Origin of the sequence: Flavobacterium sp. CLA17, from assembly GCF_013112255.2 — a bacterium.
Taxonomy (GTDB): Bacteria; Bacteroidota; Bacteroidia; order Flavobacteriales; family Flavobacteriaceae; genus Flavobacterium; species Flavobacterium circumlabens.
On the sequence record NZ_CP068294.1, the window covers coordinates 2,134,833 to 2,157,523 of the forward strand.

Consider the following 22,691-nt stretch of genomic DNA (forward strand, 5'->3'; position numbering starts at 1 on the left):
TTAAATGAACAATTATGACAAAATATAGCTCAAGATACGCATCAAGTCCGGAAGCGGTAAAAAAATATGATACACAACAATTAAGAGATGAATTCTTAATTGATGATTTAATGAAGGAGGACGAAATTGTATTAGTCTACTCTCATTATGACCGATATATTGCGGGTTCAGCAGTTCCGGTTAAAAGTGAATTAATATTAGAGACTATTGATCCTCTTAAAGCTCCGTATTTTTTGGAACGAAGAGAAATTGGAATTATCAATGTTGGAGGAAGTGGTTCCGTTATCGTGGAAGGAAAATCATATGAACTAGGATTTAAAGATGCTTTATATGTCGGAAGCGGTAATAAAGAAGTCGTTTTTAAAAGTACCGACAGCAATAATCCTGCTAAGTATTACATCAACTCTGCACCGGCTCATACCAGTTATCCAACGGTAAAAGTGAGTCTGGCAGAAGCCAATAAATTAGAATTGGGTACAATGGAAACGGCAAATCACCGTACCGTGAACCAAATGATTATAGGAAGTGTTGTAACCACTTGCCAATTGCAGATGGGAATGACAGAATTGAGACCCGGAAGTGTCTGGAATACGATGCCGGCACATGTTCACGATCGCAGAATGGAAGTTTATTTCTATCTGGATATTCCGGAAAATCAGGCAGTTTGTCATTTTATGGGACAGCCTCAGGAAACGAGACATATTTGGATGAACAATCATCAGGCTGTAATTTCTCCGCCCTGGTCTATTCATTCCGGTTCAGGAACCAGTAATTATACTTTTATCTGGGGAATGGCAGGTGAAAATTTAGATTACGGAGATATGGATGTTTGTAAAATCACAGATTTAAGATAAGATGACAAATTCATTATTTGATATAAACGGAAAAATTGCCCTTATCACAGGAAGCACACACGGACTGGGAATGGCAATGGCAAAAGGACTGGGGCAGGCGGGAGCGATAATTGTGGTCAATGGCAACTCTTCTCAGCAAAAAATTGATGATGCCGTAAAAGAACTTCAAAACGAAGGAATCAATGCGGTTGGTTATAAATTTAATGTAACAGACGAGCAGGAAGTGATGGCTGCGGTTGAGAAAATTCAAAGTGAAGTCGGACCAATTGCTATTTTAATTAACAATGCCGGAATCATTAAAAGAATTCCGCTAATTGAAATGGAAGTGGCTGATTTTAAAGAAGTAATCGATATTGACCTGGTAAGCCCTTTTATTGTTTCAAAGCATGTTGCCAAAGGAATGATTGAAAGAAGACAGGGAAAAATAATCAACATTTGCTCGATGATGAGCGAATTAGGCCGAAATACAGTAGGAGCTTATGCCGCTGCAAAAGGCGGTTTGAAAATGCTGACGAAAAATATGGCTACGGAATGGGCAAAATACAATGTTCAGATCAACGGAATCGGTCCGGGGTATTTTGCTACGGAACAAACCAAACCAATCCGGGTAGACGGACATCCGTTTAATGATTTTATAATCAGCAGAACGCCGGCTGCAAAATGGGGAGATCCCGGTGATCTGGCCGGAGCAGCGATATTTTTATCTTCAAAAGCCAGTGATTTTGTCAACGGTCATATTTTATATGTTGATGGCGGAATCCTTGCAACCATTGGAAAACCTTCAAACGAAGAATAATTCTCAACTTATATTTTAAAAGACATGAGCGCTAATCAGACCTTCATAAACGATAATTTTTTACTGGAAAATAAATATGCTGAAGAGTTGTATCACAATTATTCTAAAAATCAGCCTATTATAGATTACCACAATCACTTAAACCCTCAGTTTATTGCCGAAGATAAAATCTTTGACAATATTACACAGGTCTGGATAAACGGGGATCACTACAAATGGCGCGCCATGCGTACGTTGGGTATCAGCGAGCAGTTTGTTACAGGAAACGGTTCCGATAAAGACAAATTCTTAAACTGGGGAAAAACGGTTCCGTACACGATGCGTAACCCTTTGTATCACTGGACACATCTGGAACTGGCACGTTATTTTGATATTTATGATTTGCTGAATGAAAAATCAGCAGAGAAAATCTATATCGAAACTTCGGAGAAAATTAACTCAGAAGCCTACAGCACGCAAAATCTTCTTAAAAAAGTAAATGCGGAATTGGTCTGTACAACTGAAGATCCGATAGACAATTTAGAGCACCACCAGAAAATTGCTAAAAACCCTTTCGGAACAAAAGTGAGTACTGCTTTCAGGCCTGACAAAGCTATTTTGATTTCAAATGACGGATATAATGCCTATCTGGACACCTTAGGGGAGATATCGGGAATTGCGATAAATGCCTATTCTGATTTATGCGACGCCTTGAAAAAAAGAATAGAATTCTTTGCTCAAAATGGCTGTAAATTAAGCGACCATGGTTTAGATCAGATTTATTTTGAAGAGTTTACGGAAGCTGAAGTCAATGTGATTTTCAAAAAGAAAAGAGAAAACAGAATTATAACTCCCGAAGAAGCTTTAAAATTCCAAAGTTCCATATTGTTGTTTTTATCCCAAACCTATCATGAAAAAGGCTGGGTACAGCAATTTCACTTGGGGGCGCTGAGAAACAACAATGTGCGTATGCACCGGATTTTAGGACCTGATACCGGTTGGGATTCTATTGGAGATTATCCGCAGGCACAAAAACTATCATCATTTTTAAACGCTTTGGATAGTAAAGATAAATTGACTAAAACAATCATTTATAACTTAAATCCGGCTGACAATGAAGTAATGGCGACCATGATTGGAAATTTCAATGATGGAAGCGTTAGGGGAAAAGTACAGTTCGGCTCCGGATGGTGGTTTTTAGACCAGAAAGACGGAATGACAAAACAATTAAACGCGCTTTCCAACATGGGATTAATCAGCTGTTTTGTTGGAATGCTGACGGATTCGAGAAGCTTTCTATCTTTCCCAAGACACGAATATTTCAGACGAATTCTTTGTAATCTTCTGGGAGACGAAATTCAAAGAGGCGAGCTTCCGAACGATATGGAATGGATTGGAAAACTGGTTCAGGATATTTCGTATAACAATGCAAAAGAATATTTCAAATTTTAATTAGAATAAAGAATAAAGAATTTAAGCCCGCAGATTAGGCAGATTAAGCAGATTTTTTTTAATCTTTTATCCTTCTAATCTTTGGCAAAGTAAAATAACCGTTAAGATTCAGATGTAATCTATTAATGGTAAAAAAACAAAACTATTATGAGTAAAGTAGTTGCATTCGGCGAAATTATGCTGCGTCTTTCAACAGAGAGGCACCTTCGTTTTTCACAGGCAAAAGAGTTTGGGGCTTCTTATGGAGGCGGCGAATTTAACGTTTGTGTTTCACTGGCAAATTATGGTATAAATGCAGAGTTTGTGACCAGATTGCCTGAAAACGAAATTGGGGCTTCTGCCTTAAAAGAAATGCGAAAAATGAATGTAGAGTCTAAAAACATTGTTTTTGGAGGCGAACGTTTAGGAATCTATTTTCTGGAAACCGGAGCAGGAACACGAGGCAGTAATGTGGTTTACGACCGTGCGCACAGTTCTATGGCAACTATTCAGAAAGGAAGTATTGACTGGGAAAGAGTTTTAGAAGGGGCCAGCTGGTTTCACTGGAGCGGAATTACTCCGGCGATTTCAGAGAGTGCTGCCGAAGCTTGCCTGGAAGCTATAAAAGTGGCCCACAAAAAGGGAATCACCATTTCATGCGATTTAAATTACCGATCAAAATTATGGCAATATGGTAAAACACCAAGCGATGTAATGCCCGAAATGCTGCAATACAGTAATGTAATTCTTGGGGATATTGATACGGCGTATTTTATGTTGGGAATTCCGAAAGTAAATCCCAATTATCAGGACGAAAAATCACTTCCGGTTTTGTACACTAAATTATTCGAACTGATTCCGAATTTAAAAATTGCGGCCACAACGCTTCGTTATTCCGTAAGTGCCTCGCACCAACGAATCGGTGGCGTTTTGTTTGACGGAAAAGCAATTTATCAGGCTGCTGTAAAAGAAGTTACTCCGGTCATAGACCGTGTAGGCAGTGGTGATGCTTTTATGGGCGGATTGATTTATGGTTTGTCAGAATATGAGAATAATAACCAGAGAGCTTTAGATTTTGCGGTTGCAGCTTGTTGTTTAAAACATACCATTGCAGGAGATTACAATTTGGTGACACTAAAAGAAGTTGAAAATATGCTGGATGGCGATTCTGCCGGACTGGTATCAAGATAATAAGTATAAAATGGCAAAATATTCAAGAATTGAAGTGGCTTCGCAAATGAAAGAAAACGGAATGGTTCCGTTGTTTTTTCATTCTGATATCGAAGTGAGCAAAAAAGTACTGAAGGCCTGTTATGACGGAGGTTCCAGATTAATGGAATTTACGAGCCGAGGTGATTTTGCTTTTGAAGTATTCGGAGCTTTAAATAAATACGCTTTGGCTGAATTACCGGGAATGATGTTAGGTGTAGGATCAGTGACAGATGCTGCTGCTGCGTCTTTATACATGCAGTTGGGGAGCCAATTTTATTGTAACTCCCGTGTTTAGGGAAGATATTGCAATTGCCTGCAACCGCCGTAAAGTATTGTGGTCACCGGGTTGTGGAACGCTGACTGAAATTGCCAGAGCGGAAGAACTAGGCTGTGAAATCGTAAAATTATTCCCCGGGGATATTTATGGTCCGGAGTTTATAAAAGCCGTAAAAGGACCTTGCCCGTGGACGAGTATTATGCCAACAGGAGGTGTTTTACCCACTGTAGAAAGTCTTACTTCGTGGATTAGTGCAGGCGCATTTTGTGTGGGCTTAGGTTCGCAATTAATTTCAAAAGAGATACTCGATAACAATGATTTTGAAGGCTTGAAAACGAAAGTGAGTCAGGTTCTGGAGATCATCAAAAATATTAAAAATAAATAAAGGAATAATCATACCTGTTCCTTATTTGGCTTGCAATTTTTTTAAAAGTTTTTAGATATTGTAACAGAGCATTACGCTTGTAAAATAAATCTTGTCACTCCTCACAGCAAATTTTATTTTACTAATTCAGGTGTAATGCTTCTTTTACAATTTAAAAAAATAAAGCTAAATAAGTGTTTACTATGATTGTTTATAATGCTTTAAAGAATTTATAATGGAAAAAATAAACAGATCAAATTCGGAGTTTTCAAATAAGCTTCCAATAAAAATTGTACAATTTGGAGAAGGTAATTTCTTGAGGGCTTTTGTAGAATATGCTATTCAGAAATTAAATAAGGAAGCCGGTTTCAATGCAGGAATTGCTGTCGTACAGCCGATCGATAAAGGCCTGGTAAATATGATCAATGCTCAGGATGGTTTGTACACTTTGTTTATGAAAGGGGTGAAGAAAGGACAGGAAATTCAGGAAAAAGAATTGATTACCAATATTGTAAAAGCAATTGATCCTTATGCGTCTTTTCAGGAATATCTGGCTTTGGCCAAAGAAGACGAATTGGCTTTCATTATATCAAATACGACAGAAGCAGGTATTGAGTATATATCATCAGACCTTCCGACAATGCAGCCTCCGGTTTCTTTTCCGGCAAAATTAACGGTACTTTTACAAGAACGATTTAAGCATTTTAACGGAGATGAATCCAAAGGATTAACCATTATTCCTTGTGAGCTCATTAATTATAATTCAGATACTTTAAAAGAAATTATTTTAAAATATGCAACAGAATGGAAACTGGGTCAGGACTTTATTTTCTGGCTTTTAAACAGTTGTTCATTTCACAATACTTTAGTAGACAGAATTGTTCCGGGATATCCAAAAGATCAGATTGAAGAATATAACAGCCAATTGTCATATAAAGATGATTTGATTGTAAGTGCAGAAAGTTTCTTTTTGTGGGTGATTGAAGGTGATGATGTCTTAAAAGCAAAACTTCCGTTTGAAAAAACAGATTTATATGTAAAAATAGTGGAGGATATGCAGCCTTATCGTACCCGAAAAGTTCGAATTTTAAATGGGGCACATACCGCTATGGTTCCTTTTTCATTGCTTTATGGAAATGAAACCGTTAAAGAAACAGTCGATAATTCATTTACAGGAGATTTCGTAAACAAAGCTGTTTTTGATGAAATCAATGATACACTGAATATGGACAAAGAGGAATTGGCAAGCTTTGCTGAAGAAATTCTGGACCGTTTCAGAAATCCATTTATCAAGCACTTATTGTCTTCAATTGCTTTAAATTCAATTTCTAAATTCAAAGTACGTGTTTTGCCAAGTTTGACGGAATATGTTGCCATTCATAAAAAATTGCCGGTTCATCTGACATTTGCCTTTGCCTGTTTAATTCGTTTTTACCAGGGAACATGGAAAGGCGAAACTTTGCCCCTGAACGACAGCGAAGATATTATTACTTTTTTTAATGAAGTTTGGAAATCAAATGATTACAATAAAATAGCGACACTTACCTTGCAGAAGGAAAGTTTCTGGGATGCCGATTTAACTGCTGTTCCTTCTTTAACAGAAGCTATTGCAAAAGCATTAAAAGAAATTGATGAAAATGGTGTAGAACAAGGTTTTGCCAATTTTAAAAAATAAATTCAGTAACTCACATACAATAGTTATGGAAACGCAAAAAAAATTAATAAAAGTTAATCCTACTGATAATGTAGCGGTAGCTTTAGTAGATCTGTTGGCTGGAGAGGTTATTAACTTTGAAGGTGAAGTTATTACCATTGAATCTGATGTGAAAATGAAGCATAAAATTGCTTTACTTCCTTTAGAAATCGGAGACAGAATTATTATGTACGGCGTTTTGGTTGGAAAATCAAGTGCCAGAATCGAAAAAGGCGGATTGCTTTCTACGGTTAATGTCAAACACGAAAGTGATAAAGTGACCGGTAAAACGGAAACTATTGGCTGGACAAAACCCAATATCGATAAATGGAAAGACCGGACTTTTCTGGGCTATCACAGAGAAGACGGACAAGTCGGGACTGAAAATGTATGGTTGTTTTTTCCCCTGGTTTTTTGTGAAAACAGAAACATCGAAATCTTAAAAGATATTTTCGAAAAGGAATTAATGAAGCCTAAGGAAAATGATTATCAGTTATTGCTTCGTTCTTTAGTGAAAACTGAAACGGGTGGTACAGGTAATGAAGCGGCTTCAAACGATGCTAATTTATTCAATAATATTGAGGTAAAATTTATTACGCACCAGGGCGGTTGTGGCGGAATCCGTCAGGATTCGCATAGTCTGGCCAAATTACTGGCGGGATATGTCAACAATCCAAATGTTGCGGGAGCTACGGTTTTAAGTTTGGGTTGTCAAAATCTTCAGATTCAGATTTTTAAAGATGCTTTGGATGCGATAAATCCAAACAGTAAAAAACCTGTTTTAATTTACGATCAGCAGCAAATAGGAACTATTGAAACGATGTTGAGCAGTGTTGTAAAAGATACGTTCGAAGCCATTAAAAAAGCAAACGACATCCAAAGAACTCCCGCGCCTTTGTCTAAATTAACCATTGGTCTGGAGTGCGGTGGTTCTGACGGTTTCTCGGGAATTTCGGCTAATCCTACCTTAGGCGTAACTTCAGATTTACTGGCCGCGTTAGGAGGAACAACTATTCTTTCTGAGTTTCCTGAGTTATGCGGAGTAGAGCAGGAACTGGTTAACCGTTGTGTACAAGATGAAAGCGGAAAACGTTTTCTGGATTTAATGCAATGGTATGAAAAAACAGTTGTGGATGCAGGTTCAGGATTTGATATGAATCCATCTCCGGGAAACATTAAAGACGGTTTAATTACCGATGCGATGAAATCTGCCGGAGCTGCTAAAAAAGGTGGAACTTCACCAATTACAGGTGTTTTTGACTATGGAGAATACATTACAAAACCAGGACTAACGTTACTTTGTACGCCCGGGAACGATGTTGAATGTACCACTGCAATGGTGGGTTCCGGAGCCAATATGGTTTTGTTTACCACAGGTTTAGGAACTCCGACAGGAAACCCGATTGCACCGGTTGTAAAAATTTCGTCTAATAGTGAGTTAGCCAGAAAAATGTCCGATATTATTGATATTGACACCGGAGGAATTATTACAGGTGAAAAATCCATAGACGAAATGGCCGATGAAATGTTGGAATTCATTATTGATGTTGCAAGTGGTACCATTAAAACCAAAGCAGCAATCTTAAACCAAAATGACTTTATTCCCTGGAAAAGAGGAGTTTCACTTTAAGATTTTAGCATAATAGAAATGTAGAGACGCACAGTAGTGCGTCTTTTTTTTGTTTACCATGTAAGTGATGTAAGTTCATTTTAGCGTTGCGCATAATCCATTCGGCTTATATTTACTTACATCACTTATATGGTAAGAGATTCGACGAAATTCGTGAAAAAAAATCTATTCAATCTTTTATCCCGATAGCTATCGGGAGTGGCAAAAAAAAAAGCAAAGCAGTGCGTGTTTTGTTGTTTTACCATATAAGTGATTAGAAGAAAATATAAGCCACAGATTGTAGTGATGTAAATGATTTTAAAAAAAAGGTTGCCACGAATTACACGAATTTACACGAATCTTGCTCTAATAATTCGTGGCAAAAAATCTGTTTAATCTTTTAATCTGTGGCAAAAAAAAAGCAAAGCAGTGCGTGTTTTGTTGTTTTACCATATAAGTGATTAGAAGAAAATATAAGCCACAGATTGTAGTGATGTAAATGATTTAAAAAAAAAGGTTGCCACGAATTATACAATTTTACAAGAATCTAACTCTAATAATTGGTGTAAATTTGTGTAATTCGTGGCAAAAAAATCTATTTAATCTTTTAATCTGTGGCAAAAAAAAGACGCACTATTGTGCGTCTCGTATAATGTCTAAGGAAATACAACCTGCAGTGATAACATGCAAAGCTAAAATGAACTTACATCACTTATTGGTAAAGAAATAATTTAAATAGTAGTTCTCGAAGACGACTTACGAATGTGTAATTCCGGTGCCAGAACTACCTTTTTTTCGATTTTGATCGTGTCAGTTTTATCAACTTGTTCCAGGAAAACACGTGCTGCCATTTTCCCCATTTCAAGAGGAGACTGATCTACAGAAGTAATCGACAATTCCATGAATTTTGTGAAAGGCTCGTTACTGAAACCTGCCACACAAAACTCTTTAGGAATACTGATGTTTTTATCTTTCAGTTCCTGAATGGCTCCTAAAGCAGCAAAATCACTCGATGAAAAAATAGCATCAGGCGGAGTTTTAAGCTGTAGTAAAATATTCACGGCCTCTTTTCCCGACTCTACACTACTTTTGGTGCGAATCACATATTCTTCATTAAACGTCATTCCGTTATCCAGCAGAGCTTGTTTGTAACCTAAAAACCTGTTTTTGAAAATTTCAAGAGACTGATCCCCGGAAAAATGAGCAATTTTACTGCAGCCTTCATCAATCAGGTGTTTCGTGGTAATATAACCTCCCTTAAAGTCATTGATTGTAACTGAACTGACACCATCAATATGTTTACTTCTGTCAAAAAACACCAGAGGTACATTTTTTTCTAATACATAATGAAAAGCCCCTGTATTTTCGTTGGCCACATCCGTAACAGACATTAATATGCCATCGACCTGCGCATCAATTAAAGTATATAGGTTTTCATTTTCTCTTTTTGGATCTTCATGGGTCTGGCAAATAATAACCTGGTAGCCGTGTGGGTGTAATTCTTCTTCAATTCCTCTGATGACAGATGCAAAAAAGTTGCTGTCAATACGCGGAACGATAACACCTATATTGTTACTGCGACCACTTTTTAACGCCAAAGCAAGTTTATTTTGCTTGTAATTCATTGAAGCTGCCGTTTTGATTACCAATTCACGGGTGCTCTCTTTTATTTTCGGATTGTTATTTAACGCCCGGGAAACTGTAGCAGCAGTGATATTCAGTTTTTTGGCAATATCATAAATGGTTATTTTTTCGCTCATTCAAAAGGTTTTCAGGTTAATTACTGGACAAAAGTACATTTTTTTTTATAACAAATAAAAATTGTTATCGATTACCATAATTGATATCTCAAACGTTTTCAATATTACAATCATAATAAATTATCTGTTTTTTTACATTAAGTGTAAATATACTAGATAATAAAAATTAAATATATAAATTTTTTCTAAATAAATTTGGTGCAATCAAACTATTTTTTTACTTTCGTGTAATCGATTACATAAAAGGTTGCATTTGCTGGCCTCCACTCTTAAAATAGTATATAAATGATTACAAGTAAGTCTCTAACATTAAAAAATACAACTCTTTTTGGTTTTGTATTCCTGCTTTTTTTGTCGTGTGGTAAACAAGTTTCCGGTATTTCTGAAGCTAACCCCTGGAAAAAAATGGATTTAATCATAAAAAACATCCCTGAAACCCATTTTTCTAATAAGACTTATAATGTAAAGGATTTTGGTGCGGTAGCAGACGGAAAAACTTCTAATACGCTTGCTTTTGAAAAAGCAATTAAAGAATGTGCCAAAAACGGTGGTGGTAAAGTACTTGTTCCAAACGGAAAATACCTGACAGGGCCGATTCATTTAGAGAGTAATGTGAACTTACATTTAGAAGATCAGGCAGAGATTCTTTTTAGTATAGACGCAAAAGAATATCCTTTGGTGCATACTTCCTGGGAAGGAACGGAGCTGATGAATTATTCTCCTCTTATCTATGCAAAAAACAAAACAAATGTTGCAATAACCGGTAAAGGCACTCTTAACGGTCAGGCCAACAGTACCAACTGGTGGATTTGGGCGGGAGGTAAAAACTACGGATGGCAAAAAGGAATTCCGTCGCAAAATGATCCGACAAATCGCGATGTATTAATCGATATGGCTGAAAAAGGGGTTCCGGTTTCAGAAAGGGTTTTCGGAGAAGGGCGTTATTTACGACCTACTTTCATCGAATTCTTCGAATGTAATACGGTTTTAATTAAAGATGTTACCATTATCAATGCGCCTTTTTGGGTTATGCATCCTATAAAATCAAAAGACATGATCATTGACGGCGTAACCGTAAACAGTCACGGACCAAATAATGACGGTTGTGATCCCGAATATTCCCAGAATATAATTATCAGAAACTGCACCTTTAATACAGGAGACGATTGTATCGCAATCAAGTCAGGAAGAGATGCAGACGGAAGAAGAGTTGCCATTCCAAGTAAAAATATCATTGTTCAAAATTGTAAAATGATAGATGGTCACGGCGGAGTGGTTATGGGCAGTGAAATATCAGCTGGAGTCAATAATGTTTTCGTCGAAAATTGCATTATGGACAGTCCAAATCTGGACAGGGCCATCAGGATTAAAACCAATTCGAAACGCGGCGGGACAACAGAAGATATATATGTAAGAAATATTGAGGTAGGAACGGTGAGGGAATGTGTTTTGAGAGCAACGATGACCTATGACGTATACGGAGCCCAAAAAGGAAACTTTATCCCTTCCATCAGAAATATAAGCCTTGAAAATATCAAAGTCAAAAACGGTGGAAAATATGGGATTCTGGCAGATGGTTACAAAGAATCCCCGATAGAAAATATTACGTTTAAAGATGTCGTAATTGAAAAAGTAGATTCAGTCTATTCACTTAAAAATGTTAAAAATTTAAATTTTATAAATACTTACATCAATGGAAAAAAAGTAGAATCAATTAAAAACTAAAAAAAACTATCAATTAACCAAACTATTAAATAAGCTATGAACATTAAAGAACTATCAAAGAAAAAAATAAAATACAATGTGGTATTTTTATTTTTCCTGAATTTCCTTTTGAGCAATACAGTTAGTGCTCAGTCTACTGTGATTGAGGGGAAAATTACAGATGCAACAGGATTATCACTTCCGGGAGTAAATATTCAGGAAAAAGGGACTAAAAACGGAACTTCAACAGATTTTGAAGGGAGTTTTAAATTAAATGTAGCCAGTAACAAAGCGATATTGGTAATCACTTATTTGGGTTTTCAGACACAGGAGGTAAGCGTGGCCGGGAAATCTAAAGTAAATGTTAGCCTTGCAGAACAGTCCAACTCCTTAAATGAAGTGGTTGTTGTCGGGTATGGAACGGTAAAAAAGACAGACTTAACAGGTTCGGTAAGTACAATAAACGCTGCAACAATTACCGAAAGAAATACAACAAGTGCCTTGGAAGCCATTCAGGGAAGTACGCCTGGGGTTACCATTACATCTTCTTCCGGACGTTCCGGTGATGGATTTAAAGTGGTCATCAGAGGAAATAACTCTTTAGTGGGATCTTCTCCTTTATACGTTGTAGACGGTGTACCCGTTGATAATATTGATTTCCTTAATCCACAGGATATTTCAAGAATGGACGTTTTAAAAGATGCCTCTTCTGCAGCTATTTACGGTTCAAGAGGAGCGAGCGGTGTTATTATTGTAACTACAAAAAGCGGCGCAAACGTAAAATCCGGAATCAATGTAACTTTTGATTCTTCCTATGGTACCAGAGAAGCTGCAAGGCTTCCTAAAATGATGAATGGTGAAGAATGGTGGAAATTTCACCAGGTTGCGTACATGAGCGCAACACCTGCAACTCAGACTGCCGCACAGCTTGCTACCTTATCCGGTAATCAAAGCCCGTTATTAGTATCAAGAGCTAACAGCGGTTACAATTTTGACTGGGCAGATGCTGTTCTTAAAACAGGTATGACTCAAAATAACTATCTGAATGTTTCAGGACGTTCTGATTCCGGTTTAAGCTATAATTTAGGTTTCGGAGTGCAAAGTGACGAAGGACTTATTGACAACGATTCAACAGATAAATATTCTTTTAAATTAGGATTAAATCACAAGATAAACGACAAATTTACAACTGGTGCCAACATAACTATTGCCAGAGTTTCGACACAATTAGGAAGTGATTTAGCCATGCAGGATGCTTTCAGACTTAGTCCGCTAATGTCTCCATGGGCTGTTGATGCTGCCGGAAATGAACAAGTAGGAAATTTATTTTTTCTGCCTGGAAAACTAACATATCCTGATGGTTCCTGGGCAATTAACAAAACCAGTACAGTTAACCCGTTAATGGAGATTGCCAATTCTTCTCAGACAGAAAAAACATGGCAATCAGTAGGTAACGTATTCTTTCAGTACCAACCATTAAAATGGCTTTCCTTTAAAACAACATTTTCTGCAGGAATAGAAAATACAGTTAATAGCACCGGATATGGCGCACAAACCAATGCAGGTGTTACCTTAACTGGAAGAAACTCGGCATCGATTAAAAACTTCAACAATTTCAATTACACCTGGGATAACCAGATTGATTTGAAAAAAACTTTTGCTGAAGTACATGATTTTAGCGTATTGTTATTACAAAGTTTGTATTCTAATACAGATGAAACTTCTTATTTGTATTCTAACAATCAGCCTTTTAATACAGGTTCTAATAATATGGGATCCGGAGTTCAGACCAGTTATAATATAAATTCAGGCTATCAAAAAAACACATTGAGCTCTTATGCCGTTCGTTTAAATTATACATTCAGAGATAAATATTTATTAACAGCTTCTTCCAGATGGGATGGGTCATCTGTTTTATCGGAAGGAAATAAATGGCAAAGTTTCCCTTCTGTAGCCTTAGGATGGAAAATCAACAAAGAATCTTTCCTGGAAAACAGTACTGTAATTTCAGACTTAAAACTACGCGCCAGTTTAGGGTATACAGGAAATGATAACGTAGCTCCTTATACTTCTCAGGCTCTATTAAACCAGCAGACTTTTTATGCGAATGGAGCGAATGTAGTTTCCGGCTGGCAGACTGAAAACTTAGCCAATCAGGAGCTGACGTGGGAAAAAACAAGAGAACTTAACTTCGGTCTTGATTTTGGTTTCTTAAAAAACAGGATTTCAGGTAGTGTTGATGTGTATGACAGATTATCTGATAAGTTAATTTACAAGCAGGAATTACCTCTTGAAGCAGGATATAAAAATACTTTTGCTAATGTCGGTTCTGTAAGTAATAAAGGTGTCGAGGTTTTATTAACGACTAAAATTATTAAAAGTGAATTCGTAAACTGGGAAACTACTTTTACTTTCACTAAAAACGTAAATAAACTGGAATCGATCTACAATCAGGATAAGGTTAGTGATGTTGGAAATAAATTATTTTTAGGATCAGAGTTAAACCCTAATTATAATTATGTATATGATGGTGTTTGGCAGGAAAGTCAGAAGGCAGAAGCAGCAACTTATAATATGCTGCCTGGTCAGGCAAAACCAAAAGACCTTAATAATGATGGTAAATTTAACAGTGATGACAGAACTGTAATCGGAAACGTAAATCCGGACTGGCAGGGTAGTTTATATTCTAAATTAACAGTAGGGAATTTTGATTTCAACTTTTCGGTATTGGCAAGTCAGGGACAAACCGTTTTGAGTACTTTTCACCAAAACTTTGCCGATGTCAGCGACAGAGGACGCCAGAAATTAGCAATGGATTACTTTATTCCAACAAACGGAGCAGGTATTGAGTCGAATGCTAATAATACAAACCCAAGACCAGGACCGGTTGCCACTGGTGCAGGAGCTTACTGGGGTTCTTTATTCGGATACTACAGAGATGTTTCTTATGTAAAAATTAAAAATATATCTTTGGGATATACATTCAATACTGAATTGTTAAAAAGGCTTAAAATGAGCAACTTGAGAATTTATGTGAATGTTTTAGATCCATTTGTATTTACAGATTTCGATGGATATGACCCGGAGTGGGCAGCATCTTCTTTCGGAGTAAACCGTCCGGCATCAGTGACTACACAATTGGGAATAGGTGTTAAATTTTAATTAAGACATCAAATGAAAAAAATAATTATAATATTAGGAATTATCATCACGGCTTTAAGCTCTTGCAGCGATTATATCGAGGAAGAAAGCCTTTCGAATGTACCGGCAGATCAAACCTATAAAACCGCATCCGGATTTCAGTTATTGGTAAACTCAAATTATGCCTGGCTAAAAAGTATTTACGGAGGAAATCCGTGGTTATTTGAATCAGGAACAGATATGTATGCCGAGGGAAGAACACCGGAACCGGCAGGCCTGAGCCAATACACGCTTTTAATTCCCACAGCAGATAACGTAGCTGATTTGTATCGTCCTTGTTATCAGTTAATTCAATCGGTAAACAAAACAATTTATTATTCGGGTATAACAGAGCAGACTTCAAACTTAAATACTTTAGTAGGAGAAGCCCGATTTTTAAGAGCACAAGCCTATTTTTTACTGGTACAGACTTATGGCGGGGTTGCAATAGCAAATGAGCATATTACAAGTCCTGTTTTATCTTTTCAAAGAAATAGTGCGGAAGAAGTTTATACACAAATTATAGGAGACTTAGACGCTGCCCTGGCAAGTGTTGGGACTTCTTCGTACAGCGCATCCGGAAAAGTAAACAAAAGAGCCGTAAATGATTTATTGGCAAAGGTTTATTTAACCAGAGGATATGAAACTTATGGCAAACCAGATGATTTTACAAAAGCAGCAGCTTATGCTGACGCTGCAATAGCTGGGCAGGCATTAAATATTCCTTTTAGTCAATTATTCACTGCTACTGCAACTAGTGATAATGATTTGAATGCAGAGACGATTTTTTCTGTTCAATACGATAAAGCATCCGCAAGTACGGATCCTACCAAATTAGGAAACAACCAGTTTTACTATTTTGGTCCTTATCTGGGAGGTGCAGAAACAGGGGCGCCATTAAGAAGCTACAACTTATGTCCAACAGCCTATGCTTTGGGTTTATATGAGAAAGGCGATAAAAGATGGGAAGCTACTTTTATGACTGAAATATTGGAGGAAACAGTAACTGGATCTGATGGAAAACCTAAAGTAACGCTTTATTATCCTTATTATAGAAGCACTAATCAGGCGGCTTTGAAAGTAAGACATTTTTACGAGCCAAAATGGTTTACACCGGCAGACAGGTTAGCCTGGGAAACGGCTAATGCTTCCAGAAAAGCAACCACTTTTGTGTATCATCCGTGGGGAGAATATGATGCAGCGCATACCTTAATCGATAACCGTGACTGCTATACGATTCCCGTAAAGAAATTTGATGACCCAAATCCAACGACACCATCCAGCACAGGTCCTGTTAGTACAAGAGATATTATTTTGGCAAGATTGGGTGAAACCTATTTAGTTGCTGCAGAAGCCTATTTAAAAGCAGGTGTGCCAACAACCGGTTTAGATCGTTTAAATGAAGTTAGAAGAAGAGCCGGAGTGGCCAATGCAACAATTGGACAATTCAATATCGATTACATTTTAGATGAAAGAGGAAGAGAATTAGTGGGAGAATACAAACGTTGGTTCGATTTAAAACGTACAGGAACATTAGTGGCCAGAGCTTCGGCTCATAATTATAAAATTAAGGCCGCTAATTTTGTTGGAGTAGGCGGACAGTTAAAAATTTTAAGACCAATCCCTCAAACGGCACTGGACTTAAACCAAAATAAAGATTTCCCTCAAAATCCGGGATATTAGTAATTGGTAATTTTGAAATATTAGTTTTTTTTGAAGCAGTTAAAAAGGAGTCTGAACATGGTCAGGCTCCTTTCTTAACTGAAAGTAAAGAATGGGAAATGAAAAAAATACTGGTACTTTTAGTCTTGTTTTTAAAAGTCATTGCTGCCAGCAGTCAATACAGGACAGATACTTCCTATACCGTAAAAAGTACCTATACCAAATTAATAGATAAATATCCTTTTATAACAATTGCCAAGGCGAAAAAAAATCCAAATGTAGATCAGGTTACTGACGTTGTTTATAACCAGCAAAAAAACCGGGACTTACATTTTGATGCTTTTTTAAATACAAATAAAAAATTAAATCCCGCTGTAATCCTCATTCATGGTGGAGGCTGGAGATCCGGAAATAAAAATCAAATGCAGGAGATGGCACAGGAAATAGCTTCAAAAGGATATTCTTGTTTTGCTATTGAATACAGATTATCACTCGAGGCAAAATATCCGGAAGGGATTTATGATGTAAAAAATGCGATCCGGTTTATAAAAGATAATGCTAAAAAATTCCGTGTAGATCCGGACAAAATTGCGGTTTTAGGATGCTCTTCGGGCGGACAAATGGCAGCTTTGATCGGTACAACAAATGGAAATTCGGCTTTTGAAGATGAAGCGAATACAAGTAAATCCTCTTCAAAAGTAAACGCAATTATCGATATAGACGGCGTTCTGGCTTTTAAGCATCGGGAATCAAAAGAAGGAGAAATGGCCGCCTTTTGGCTGAAGGGGACTTATGAAGAAAATCCGGAAAACTGGAAAAATGCCTCGGCTTTAAGCCATACAGACAAAAATACACCACCGATACTTTTTATAAACAGCAGTTTCGAAAGATTTCATGCCGGGAGAGACGATATGATTGTCCTTTTAAATCAGCATAAGATTTACAGTGATGTGAAAACAATTGAGAATTCACCACATTCTTTTTGGTTTTTTCAGCCCTGGTTTGATGAAACGATTTTATACACCACACAGTTTTTAGATAAAATTTTTAAATAATTACGATATAATGAAAGCAAAAATTAAAATAGCAGCCTTATTCCTATTAGGTTGTACTGCTGCAAATGCCCAGAAATACGACGTAAAAACAGCTAAAACCTATGCTGAAATTTCAGCAAAAACAGACGGGAAATGGGAAGGCCGAAAATATATTGGCGGTACAGCTTTTAAAAATGTGGATAAACTAAAACTGTCTCCCGAACATACCGATCATTCCTTTGATATTCGTTATGAAGGCCCGGGATGGGAAAATAACAGAATCGGATATCGTTTGTATTTAGACTGGAGAAATGCGATTGATATTTTCGGAAAGAAAACTTCAGAGAATATTTTACCAAAAGTAGGGCAGGACAATTTTGATTCCTATCACGAAATGAGCGATTGGGGAGCAGATATCCTGAAAGCCGGAAAAGGAATCGGAATCGGGTCTGTCGATCGTTACCTGAACAAGGAAAAATTACACTTCCGTGAAGTCGATTCAACGATTGCCTATGTGAGCAATAAAACCAACGAATCGGTTGTAAAAATCGATTATTTCGGATGGAAAACTGCGTCTGATAAAATCAATTTCACATCAGAATTGACGATCAAACCAGATCAGCTTTACACACAGCATACCATTAAGGCATCAAAAGCAATTCAGGGAATTTGCACCGGAATTGTCAAACAGAAAAATACCGAATTGCTTAAAAAAGATAGCAAGAATAAGAAATGGGCCTACTTAGCCACTTACGGTCAGCAATCGTTGGTTCCGGATAAACTTGGAATGGCGATTTTTTATGAAGTAAAGACAATAGAGACTATTGAAGATACAGATTTAGACTATTTGCTAGTTTTCAAACCCACCACCAAATCGACTTCATTTTACCTTTTGGGTGCCTGGGAACAAGAAGTAAACGGAATTAAAACAAAGGAAGAATTTGTAAAATACCTGAACGATAAATTAGAAGTACTAAACAAAAAAGGTAAAATGTAATTGTATGTCTAAATCTGTCTGTACAAAAATCAATTTTATAAAATACCTTCTTGTTGTACTGCTTATTTTTAGTGGTAAAACTACGGCGCAGCAGCAGGATGATTCAGAAAAAGTGATTATTTCCAAAGATTTAAAATGGTCCGAAAGAATGGCACTTTCGATACTGAAACGGGATCCCAAAGCCTGGCAGATTGATAATAACGGTAAAACCAAATGGGACTATAAGTTGGGATTGGTCATGACTTCTTTTGAAAAACTTTACAAAGAAACCAATAATCCGTTGTATGCCAATTATATAAAAGACTACGCTGAAACGGTTATTAACAGCTCAGGGGAAATTCTGAATTACAAACTGGAAGATTACAATATCGACAATATCAATGCTGGAAAAATGCTTTTTGATCTTTATGCCAGAACAAAAGAGGAGCGATATCTTACAGCAATAAAAACGCTTAGAAAACAGTTAGAAACGCATCCGAGAACAAATTCCGGTGGGTTCTGGCACAAAAAAATATATCCCAACCAAATGTGGCTCGACGGCTTGTACATGGGAACACCGTTTTATGCGCGTTACACCGCAGAATTTGAAGGAGGGCAGCATTTTGACGACATTGCAAAACAGTTCGAACAAATTCATCTTCATACACTGGATCAAAAAACCGGTCTTCTTTTTCATGCCTGGGATGAAAGCAAACAAATGGACTGGGCGAATAAAGTAACCGGAACTTCACCAAATTTCTGGTCGCGTTCTATTGGCTGGTACATGATGGCTTTGGTGGATGTTTTGGACTATATGCCAAAAGACCATCCGAAGCGGAAAGAATTGATTCAGTACCTAAATGAGATTGCCAAAGCTGTTGCCAAATATCAGGATTCTACAGGACTGTGGTATCAGGTTACAGATGCCGGAAACAAAAAAGGCAATTACCTCGAAGCATCAGGATCTGAAATGTTTGTTTACGCTTTTGCCAAAGGGGTAAATCAGGGCTATCTGCCTGCCAGCTATAAAAAATTAGCAGAAAAAGGTTTTAACGGCATAATCACGAAACTAATTACGGTTGATTCCGATGGCGAAATTCATATCACACAGGTTTGTGCAAGTGCCGGATTAGGAGGGAATCCGTATCGCGATGGTTCTTATGAATATTACATAAAAGAGAAAATAAAAACAGACAATTCTCATGGACTGGGGCCTTTTATTCTGGCCGCATTAGAATTAAAAAAATAACAGAATTTAAATATATTTTGAAATGAAAAATAACAGAAAAAAAGGATTTATATCGGTTGTATTAATTGGACTTATGGTTTTTACAAGCTGCAAAGTAACTTCTCAGGAGCCTGCAAGTAAGGATATCGTTATTTCTAAAGATTTAAAATGGTCTGATAAAATGGCTTTGACTTTGATGAAACGCCACCCGAAAGCCTATATGATTGACGATTCAAAAACACCAAAATGGGATTATGTTCACGCCCTGGTTTTACATTCCATTGAAGAATTATATAAAAAAAATCCGGACCCAAGATACAAAGCCTACATAAGACGTTATGTTGACACATTGGTACAAAATGATGGTAGTATTAAAACCTATGAATTCGATAAGTATAATATTGATTTAGTGGTACCGGGACGTCTTCTTTTTGATATTTATGCTACGTCAAAAGAAGAAAAATACCTTACCGCATTACAATTGATCCGCAAACAGCTTGCAGAACAGCCCCGTACAAAAAGCGGTGGATTCTGGCACAAACAAATCTATCCGAACCAAATGTGGCTGGATGGGCTGTATATGGGAGAGCCCTTTTATGCACAATATACCGTTACATTTGAGAACGGAAAAAGCCTTGATGATATCGCTAAACAATTTGAACAGATTCAATTGCATGCAACCGATCCGAAAACAGGATTGTTATACCACGGCTGGGATGAAAGTAAAGCAATGCCATGGGCAAACAAAGAAACAGGAAATTCACCCAATTTCTGGTCAAGAGCCTTAGGATGGTACGCAATGGCTTTGGTTGATGTATTGGATTATTTTCCAAAAGAACATCCCAAACAAAAAGAACTTGTAAAATATTTAAATAACGTTTCAGCCAGTTTGGCCAAATATCAGGACAAATCAGGTTTATGGTATCAGGTAACCGACAAAGGCGGAAAAGAAGGAAATTATCTGGAAGCTTCGGGATCGTCTATGTTTGCTTATGCTTTTGCAAAAGGAGCCAACAAAGGGTATTTGCCTGCAAAATATAAAAAACTGGCCAACAAAGCCTTTGACGGATTAACCACACAACTGATTACAAAAGTTGATGCAGATGGCGGAATCACACTAACTCAGGCTTGTCAGGTAGCAGGTTTAGGCGGAAACCCTTATCGTGACGGCTCTTACGAATATTATGTAAACGAAAGAAAAAAAGACAACGATCCTAAAGCAACAGGGCCTTTTATTCTGGCCGCATTAGAATTGAACAGATAATGTAAATCAACAACCTGACAGCTTTTTAAAACCTGTCAGGTCTAATCAGAAAGTTAAATTTTCTTTAAATGAAAAATATAAAAATCATCTTTTCTCTCCTTTCGATTTTTACCGCACAGCAATTTTTAGCTCAGGCATGGGTTGCTGACAATGGAGATGGAACGTATACCAATCCGATTATTCACGCCGATTATTCAGATCCGGATGCGGTTCGGGTGGGAGATGATTTTTATATGACCGCTTCGTCTTTCAATTGTATTCCGGGATTACCGATTTTACATTCCAAAGATTTGGTAAACTGGAAAATTGTAAGCTACGCGCTTGCCAAACAGCCTCCATTTGAAACGTACAATACAGTACAGCATGGTAACGGAGTCTGGGCACCGAGTATTACTTTTCATAACAATGAATTTTACATCTATTACCCGGATCCCGATTTTGGAATTTATATGATAAAGTCAAAAAAAGCCGAAGGCCCCTGGTCGGAACCGCTTTTGGTTAAAGCAGGCCTTGGACTTATCGATCCGAGTCCTTTATGGGATGACGATGGAAAGGTATATCTGGTTCATGCCTTTGCGGGAAGCCGTGCCCGGATTAAGAGTTTGTTGGTAATTTGTACCATGAATGCTGAAGGAACTGTTGCGAACAATGATGAAGTAATGATTATTGACGGACACGAAAGTGACGGCACAATTGAAGGGCCGAAGTTTTATAAACGAAATAATTACTATTATGTTTTTGCTCCGGCTGGAGGAGTTTCTACCGGCTGGCAAACCGTTTTAAGATCCAAAAATGTTTGGGGTCCTTATGAGAAAAAAAAGGTTCTGGAACAGGGAAAAACCAATATAAACGGCCCTCATCAGGGAGCGTGGGTACAAACTCAAACGGGTGAAGACTGGTTTATTCATTTTCAGGATAAAGGTGCTTACGGCAGGATTGTGCACCTTCAGCCCATGAAATGGGAAAACGACTGGCCTGTAATGGGACAGGATTTTGATAAAAACGGTATCGGAGAACCGGTAACCACTTTCAAAAAACCGAATGTTGAAAAAAAATATCCCATAGAAACCCCTGCAGCATCAGATGAGTTTAATTCATCTAAAGTAGGACTGCAATGGCAATGGCAGGCGAATTCTCAGATTCATTGGGGATTCCCAACCAGTTCCGGATATTTTAACTTGTTTTGTATCAACAGTATTAAAGACGAAAAGAAAATCTCTGACGCCCCGAATCTGTTACTGCAAAAATTTCCCGCCGAAGAATTTACGGCTACCGCCAAACTAACTTTTAATGCAAGATTAGACGGAGAAACTACGGGACTTTTGATCATGGGTTTAGATTACAGTTATTTATGTCTGAAAAATAATAATGGCAAATTATATTTAAATCAGAAAACGGGAACTTTTGACAAAACAATTTCAGAAACAGAAACAAAACCTGTTTTAGTAGAAAATAACACCATATATTTAAGAGTTAAAATTAAAAAAGGAGGAATCTGCAACTTTTTTTACAGTTCGGATGATGTGAAATATCAGCCCATTGGTGCTGATTTTACAGCAAAAGAAGGAAAATGGATTAGCGCCAAATTAGGACTCTTTGCTTTAAGCCAGAAAGTGACCAATGATTCCGGAAATGTCGCCGTGGATTGGTTTAGAATAACGAAATAAA

Annotated in this window: 15 protein-coding genes and 1 pseudogene; 15 read left to right on the top strand and 1 reads right to left on the bottom strand. The window is 37.3% G+C overall.

Annotation, left to right across the window (positions count from 1 at the left end; translation table 11 throughout):
- Positions 1–14: 14 nt before the first annotated feature.
- From kduI to HAV12_RS09245, 7 genes and pseudogenes are all read left to right on the top strand, one after another.
- Entirely contained in the window at positions 15–854 is an 840-nt protein-coding gene (kduI, locus tag HAV12_RS09215; RefSeq protein ID WP_171569383.1) for a 5-dehydro-4-deoxy-D-glucuronate isomerase, read from the top strand.
- Between the two features lies 1 nt (position 855).
- Positions 856–1,650, top strand: coding sequence for a gluconate 5-dehydrogenase (locus HAV12_RS09220; protein ID WP_132037003.1), 795 nt, complete (start codon positions 856–858; stop codon positions 1,648–1,650).
- Between the two features lie 24 nt (positions 1,651–1,674).
- The gene (uxaC, locus tag HAV12_RS09225) at positions 1,675–3,081 is read left to right on the top strand and encodes a glucuronate isomerase (protein WP_171569384.1); all 1,407 of its coding nucleotides are present in this window, start codon (positions 1,675–1,677) and stop codon (positions 3,079–3,081) included.
- A 147-nt stretch (positions 3,082–3,228) separates the two neighbouring features.
- Complete coding sequence (locus HAV12_RS09230) at positions 3,229–4,251, top strand: sugar kinase (RefSeq protein ID WP_171569385.1); 1,023 nt, start codon at positions 3,229–3,231, stop codon at positions 4,249–4,251.
- A gap of 10 nt (positions 4,252–4,261) precedes the next feature.
- Positions 4,262–4,934 (top strand): annotated as a pseudogene (locus HAV12_RS09235) (bifunctional 4-hydroxy-2-oxoglutarate aldolase/2-dehydro-3-deoxy-phosphogluconate aldolase).
- A gap of 214 nt (positions 4,935–5,148) precedes the next feature.
- The gene (locus tag HAV12_RS09240; protein ID WP_171569386.1) at positions 5,149–6,588 is read left to right on the top strand and encodes a tagaturonate reductase; all 1,440 of its coding nucleotides are present in this window, start codon (positions 5,149–5,151) and stop codon (positions 6,586–6,588) included.
- Positions 6,589–6,613: 25 nt separating this feature from the next.
- Entirely contained in the window at positions 6,614–8,236 is a 1,623-nt protein-coding gene (locus HAV12_RS09245; protein WP_171569387.1) for a UxaA family hydrolase, read from the top strand.
- Between the two features lie 710 nt (positions 8,237–8,946).
- Here HAV12_RS09245 and HAV12_RS09250 read toward each other — a convergent pair.
- Entirely contained in the window at positions 8,947–9,975 is a 1,029-nt protein-coding gene (locus HAV12_RS09250) for a LacI family DNA-binding transcriptional regulator (RefSeq protein WP_171569388.1), read from the bottom strand.
- A gap of 285 nt (positions 9,976–10,260) precedes the next feature.
- Here HAV12_RS09250 and HAV12_RS09255 point away from each other — a divergent pair, with 285 nt between their 5' ends.
- The 8 genes from HAV12_RS09255 (at position 10,261) to HAV12_RS09290 (ending at position 22,690) form a co-directional block, all read left to right on the top strand.
- Positions 10,261–11,700, top strand: a complete 1,440-nt coding sequence (locus tag HAV12_RS09255; protein WP_171569389.1) for a glycoside hydrolase family 28 protein — start codon at positions 10,261–10,263, stop codon at positions 11,698–11,700.
- 36 nt (positions 11,701–11,736) lie between these two features.
- Positions 11,737–14,841 carry a TonB-dependent receptor gene (locus HAV12_RS09260; protein ID WP_171569390.1) on the top strand — a complete coding sequence of 1,035 codons (3,105 nt, stop codon included), beginning with the start codon at positions 11,737–11,739 and terminating at the stop codon, positions 14,839–14,841.
- A 12-nt stretch (positions 14,842–14,853) separates the two neighbouring features.
- Positions 14,854–16,542, top strand: coding sequence for a RagB/SusD family nutrient uptake outer membrane protein (locus HAV12_RS09265; RefSeq protein WP_171569391.1), 1,689 nt, complete (start codon positions 14,854–14,856; stop codon positions 16,540–16,542).
- 98 nt (positions 16,543–16,640) lie between these two features.
- A complete protein-coding gene (locus HAV12_RS09270; protein ID WP_171569392.1) occupies positions 16,641–17,576 on the top strand; it encodes an alpha/beta hydrolase in 936 nt (311 codons plus the stop codon).
- Positions 17,577–17,586: 10 nt separating this feature from the next.
- The gene (locus HAV12_RS09275) at positions 17,587–18,552 is read left to right on the top strand and encodes a DUF4861 family protein (protein WP_171569393.1); all 966 of its coding nucleotides are present in this window, start codon (positions 17,587–17,589) and stop codon (positions 18,550–18,552) included.
- A 4-nt stretch (positions 18,553–18,556) separates the two neighbouring features.
- Entirely contained in the window at positions 18,557–19,780 is a 1,224-nt protein-coding gene (locus HAV12_RS09280) for a glycoside hydrolase family 105 protein (protein ID WP_171569394.1), read from the top strand.
- A 22-nt stretch (positions 19,781–19,802) separates the two neighbouring features.
- A complete protein-coding gene (locus HAV12_RS09285) occupies positions 19,803–21,023 on the top strand; it encodes a glycoside hydrolase family 105 protein (protein WP_171569395.1) in 1,221 nt (406 codons plus the stop codon).
- Positions 21,024–21,091: 68 nt separating this feature from the next.
- Entirely contained in the window at positions 21,092–22,690 is a 1,599-nt protein-coding gene (locus HAV12_RS09290; protein ID WP_171569396.1) for a glycoside hydrolase 43 family protein, read from the top strand.
- Position 22,691: the final 1 nt, after the last annotated feature.

What these genes read in the sequence shown, in the direction of transcription:
- kduI (WP_171569383.1), top strand. Translation starts at nt 15, where the DNA reads ATGACAAAATATAGCTCAAGATACGCATCAAGTCCGGAAGCGGTAAAA.
- HAV12_RS09220 (WP_132037003.1), top strand. Translation starts at nt 856, where the DNA reads ATGACAAATTCATTATTTGATATAAACGGAAAAATTGCCCTTATCACA.
- uxaC (WP_171569384.1), top strand. Translation starts at nt 1,675, where the DNA reads ATGAGCGCTAATCAGACCTTCATAAACGATAATTTTTTACTGGAAAAT.
- HAV12_RS09230 (WP_171569385.1), top strand. Translation starts at nt 3,229, where the DNA reads ATGAGTAAAGTAGTTGCATTCGGCGAAATTATGCTGCGTCTTTCAACA.
- HAV12_RS09240 (WP_171569386.1), top strand. Translation starts at nt 5,149, where the DNA reads ATGGAAAAAATAAACAGATCAAATTCGGAGTTTTCAAATAAGCTTCCA.
- HAV12_RS09245 (WP_171569387.1), top strand. Translation starts at nt 6,614, where the DNA reads ATGGAAACGCAAAAAAAATTAATAAAAGTTAATCCTACTGATAATGTA.
- HAV12_RS09250 (WP_171569388.1), bottom strand. Translation starts at nt 9,975, where the DNA reads ATGAGCGAAAAAATAACCATTTATGATATTGCCAAAAAACTGAATATC.
- HAV12_RS09255 (WP_171569389.1), top strand. Translation starts at nt 10,261, where the DNA reads ATGATTACAAGTAAGTCTCTAACATTAAAAAATACAACTCTTTTTGGT.
- HAV12_RS09260 (WP_171569390.1), top strand. Translation starts at nt 11,737, where the DNA reads ATGAACATTAAAGAACTATCAAAGAAAAAAATAAAATACAATGTGGTA.
- HAV12_RS09265 (WP_171569391.1), top strand. Translation starts at nt 14,854, where the DNA reads ATGAAAAAAATAATTATAATATTAGGAATTATCATCACGGCTTTAAGC.
- HAV12_RS09270 (WP_171569392.1), top strand. Translation starts at nt 16,641, where the DNA reads ATGAAAAAAATACTGGTACTTTTAGTCTTGTTTTTAAAAGTCATTGCT.
- HAV12_RS09275 (WP_171569393.1), top strand. Translation starts at nt 17,587, where the DNA reads ATGAAAGCAAAAATTAAAATAGCAGCCTTATTCCTATTAGGTTGTACT.
- HAV12_RS09280 (WP_171569394.1), top strand. Translation starts at nt 18,557, where the DNA reads ATGTCTAAATCTGTCTGTACAAAAATCAATTTTATAAAATACCTTCTT.
- HAV12_RS09285 (WP_171569395.1), top strand. Translation starts at nt 19,803, where the DNA reads ATGAAAAATAACAGAAAAAAAGGATTTATATCGGTTGTATTAATTGGA.
- HAV12_RS09290 (WP_171569396.1), top strand. Translation starts at nt 21,092, where the DNA reads ATGAAAAATATAAAAATCATCTTTTCTCTCCTTTCGATTTTTACCGCA.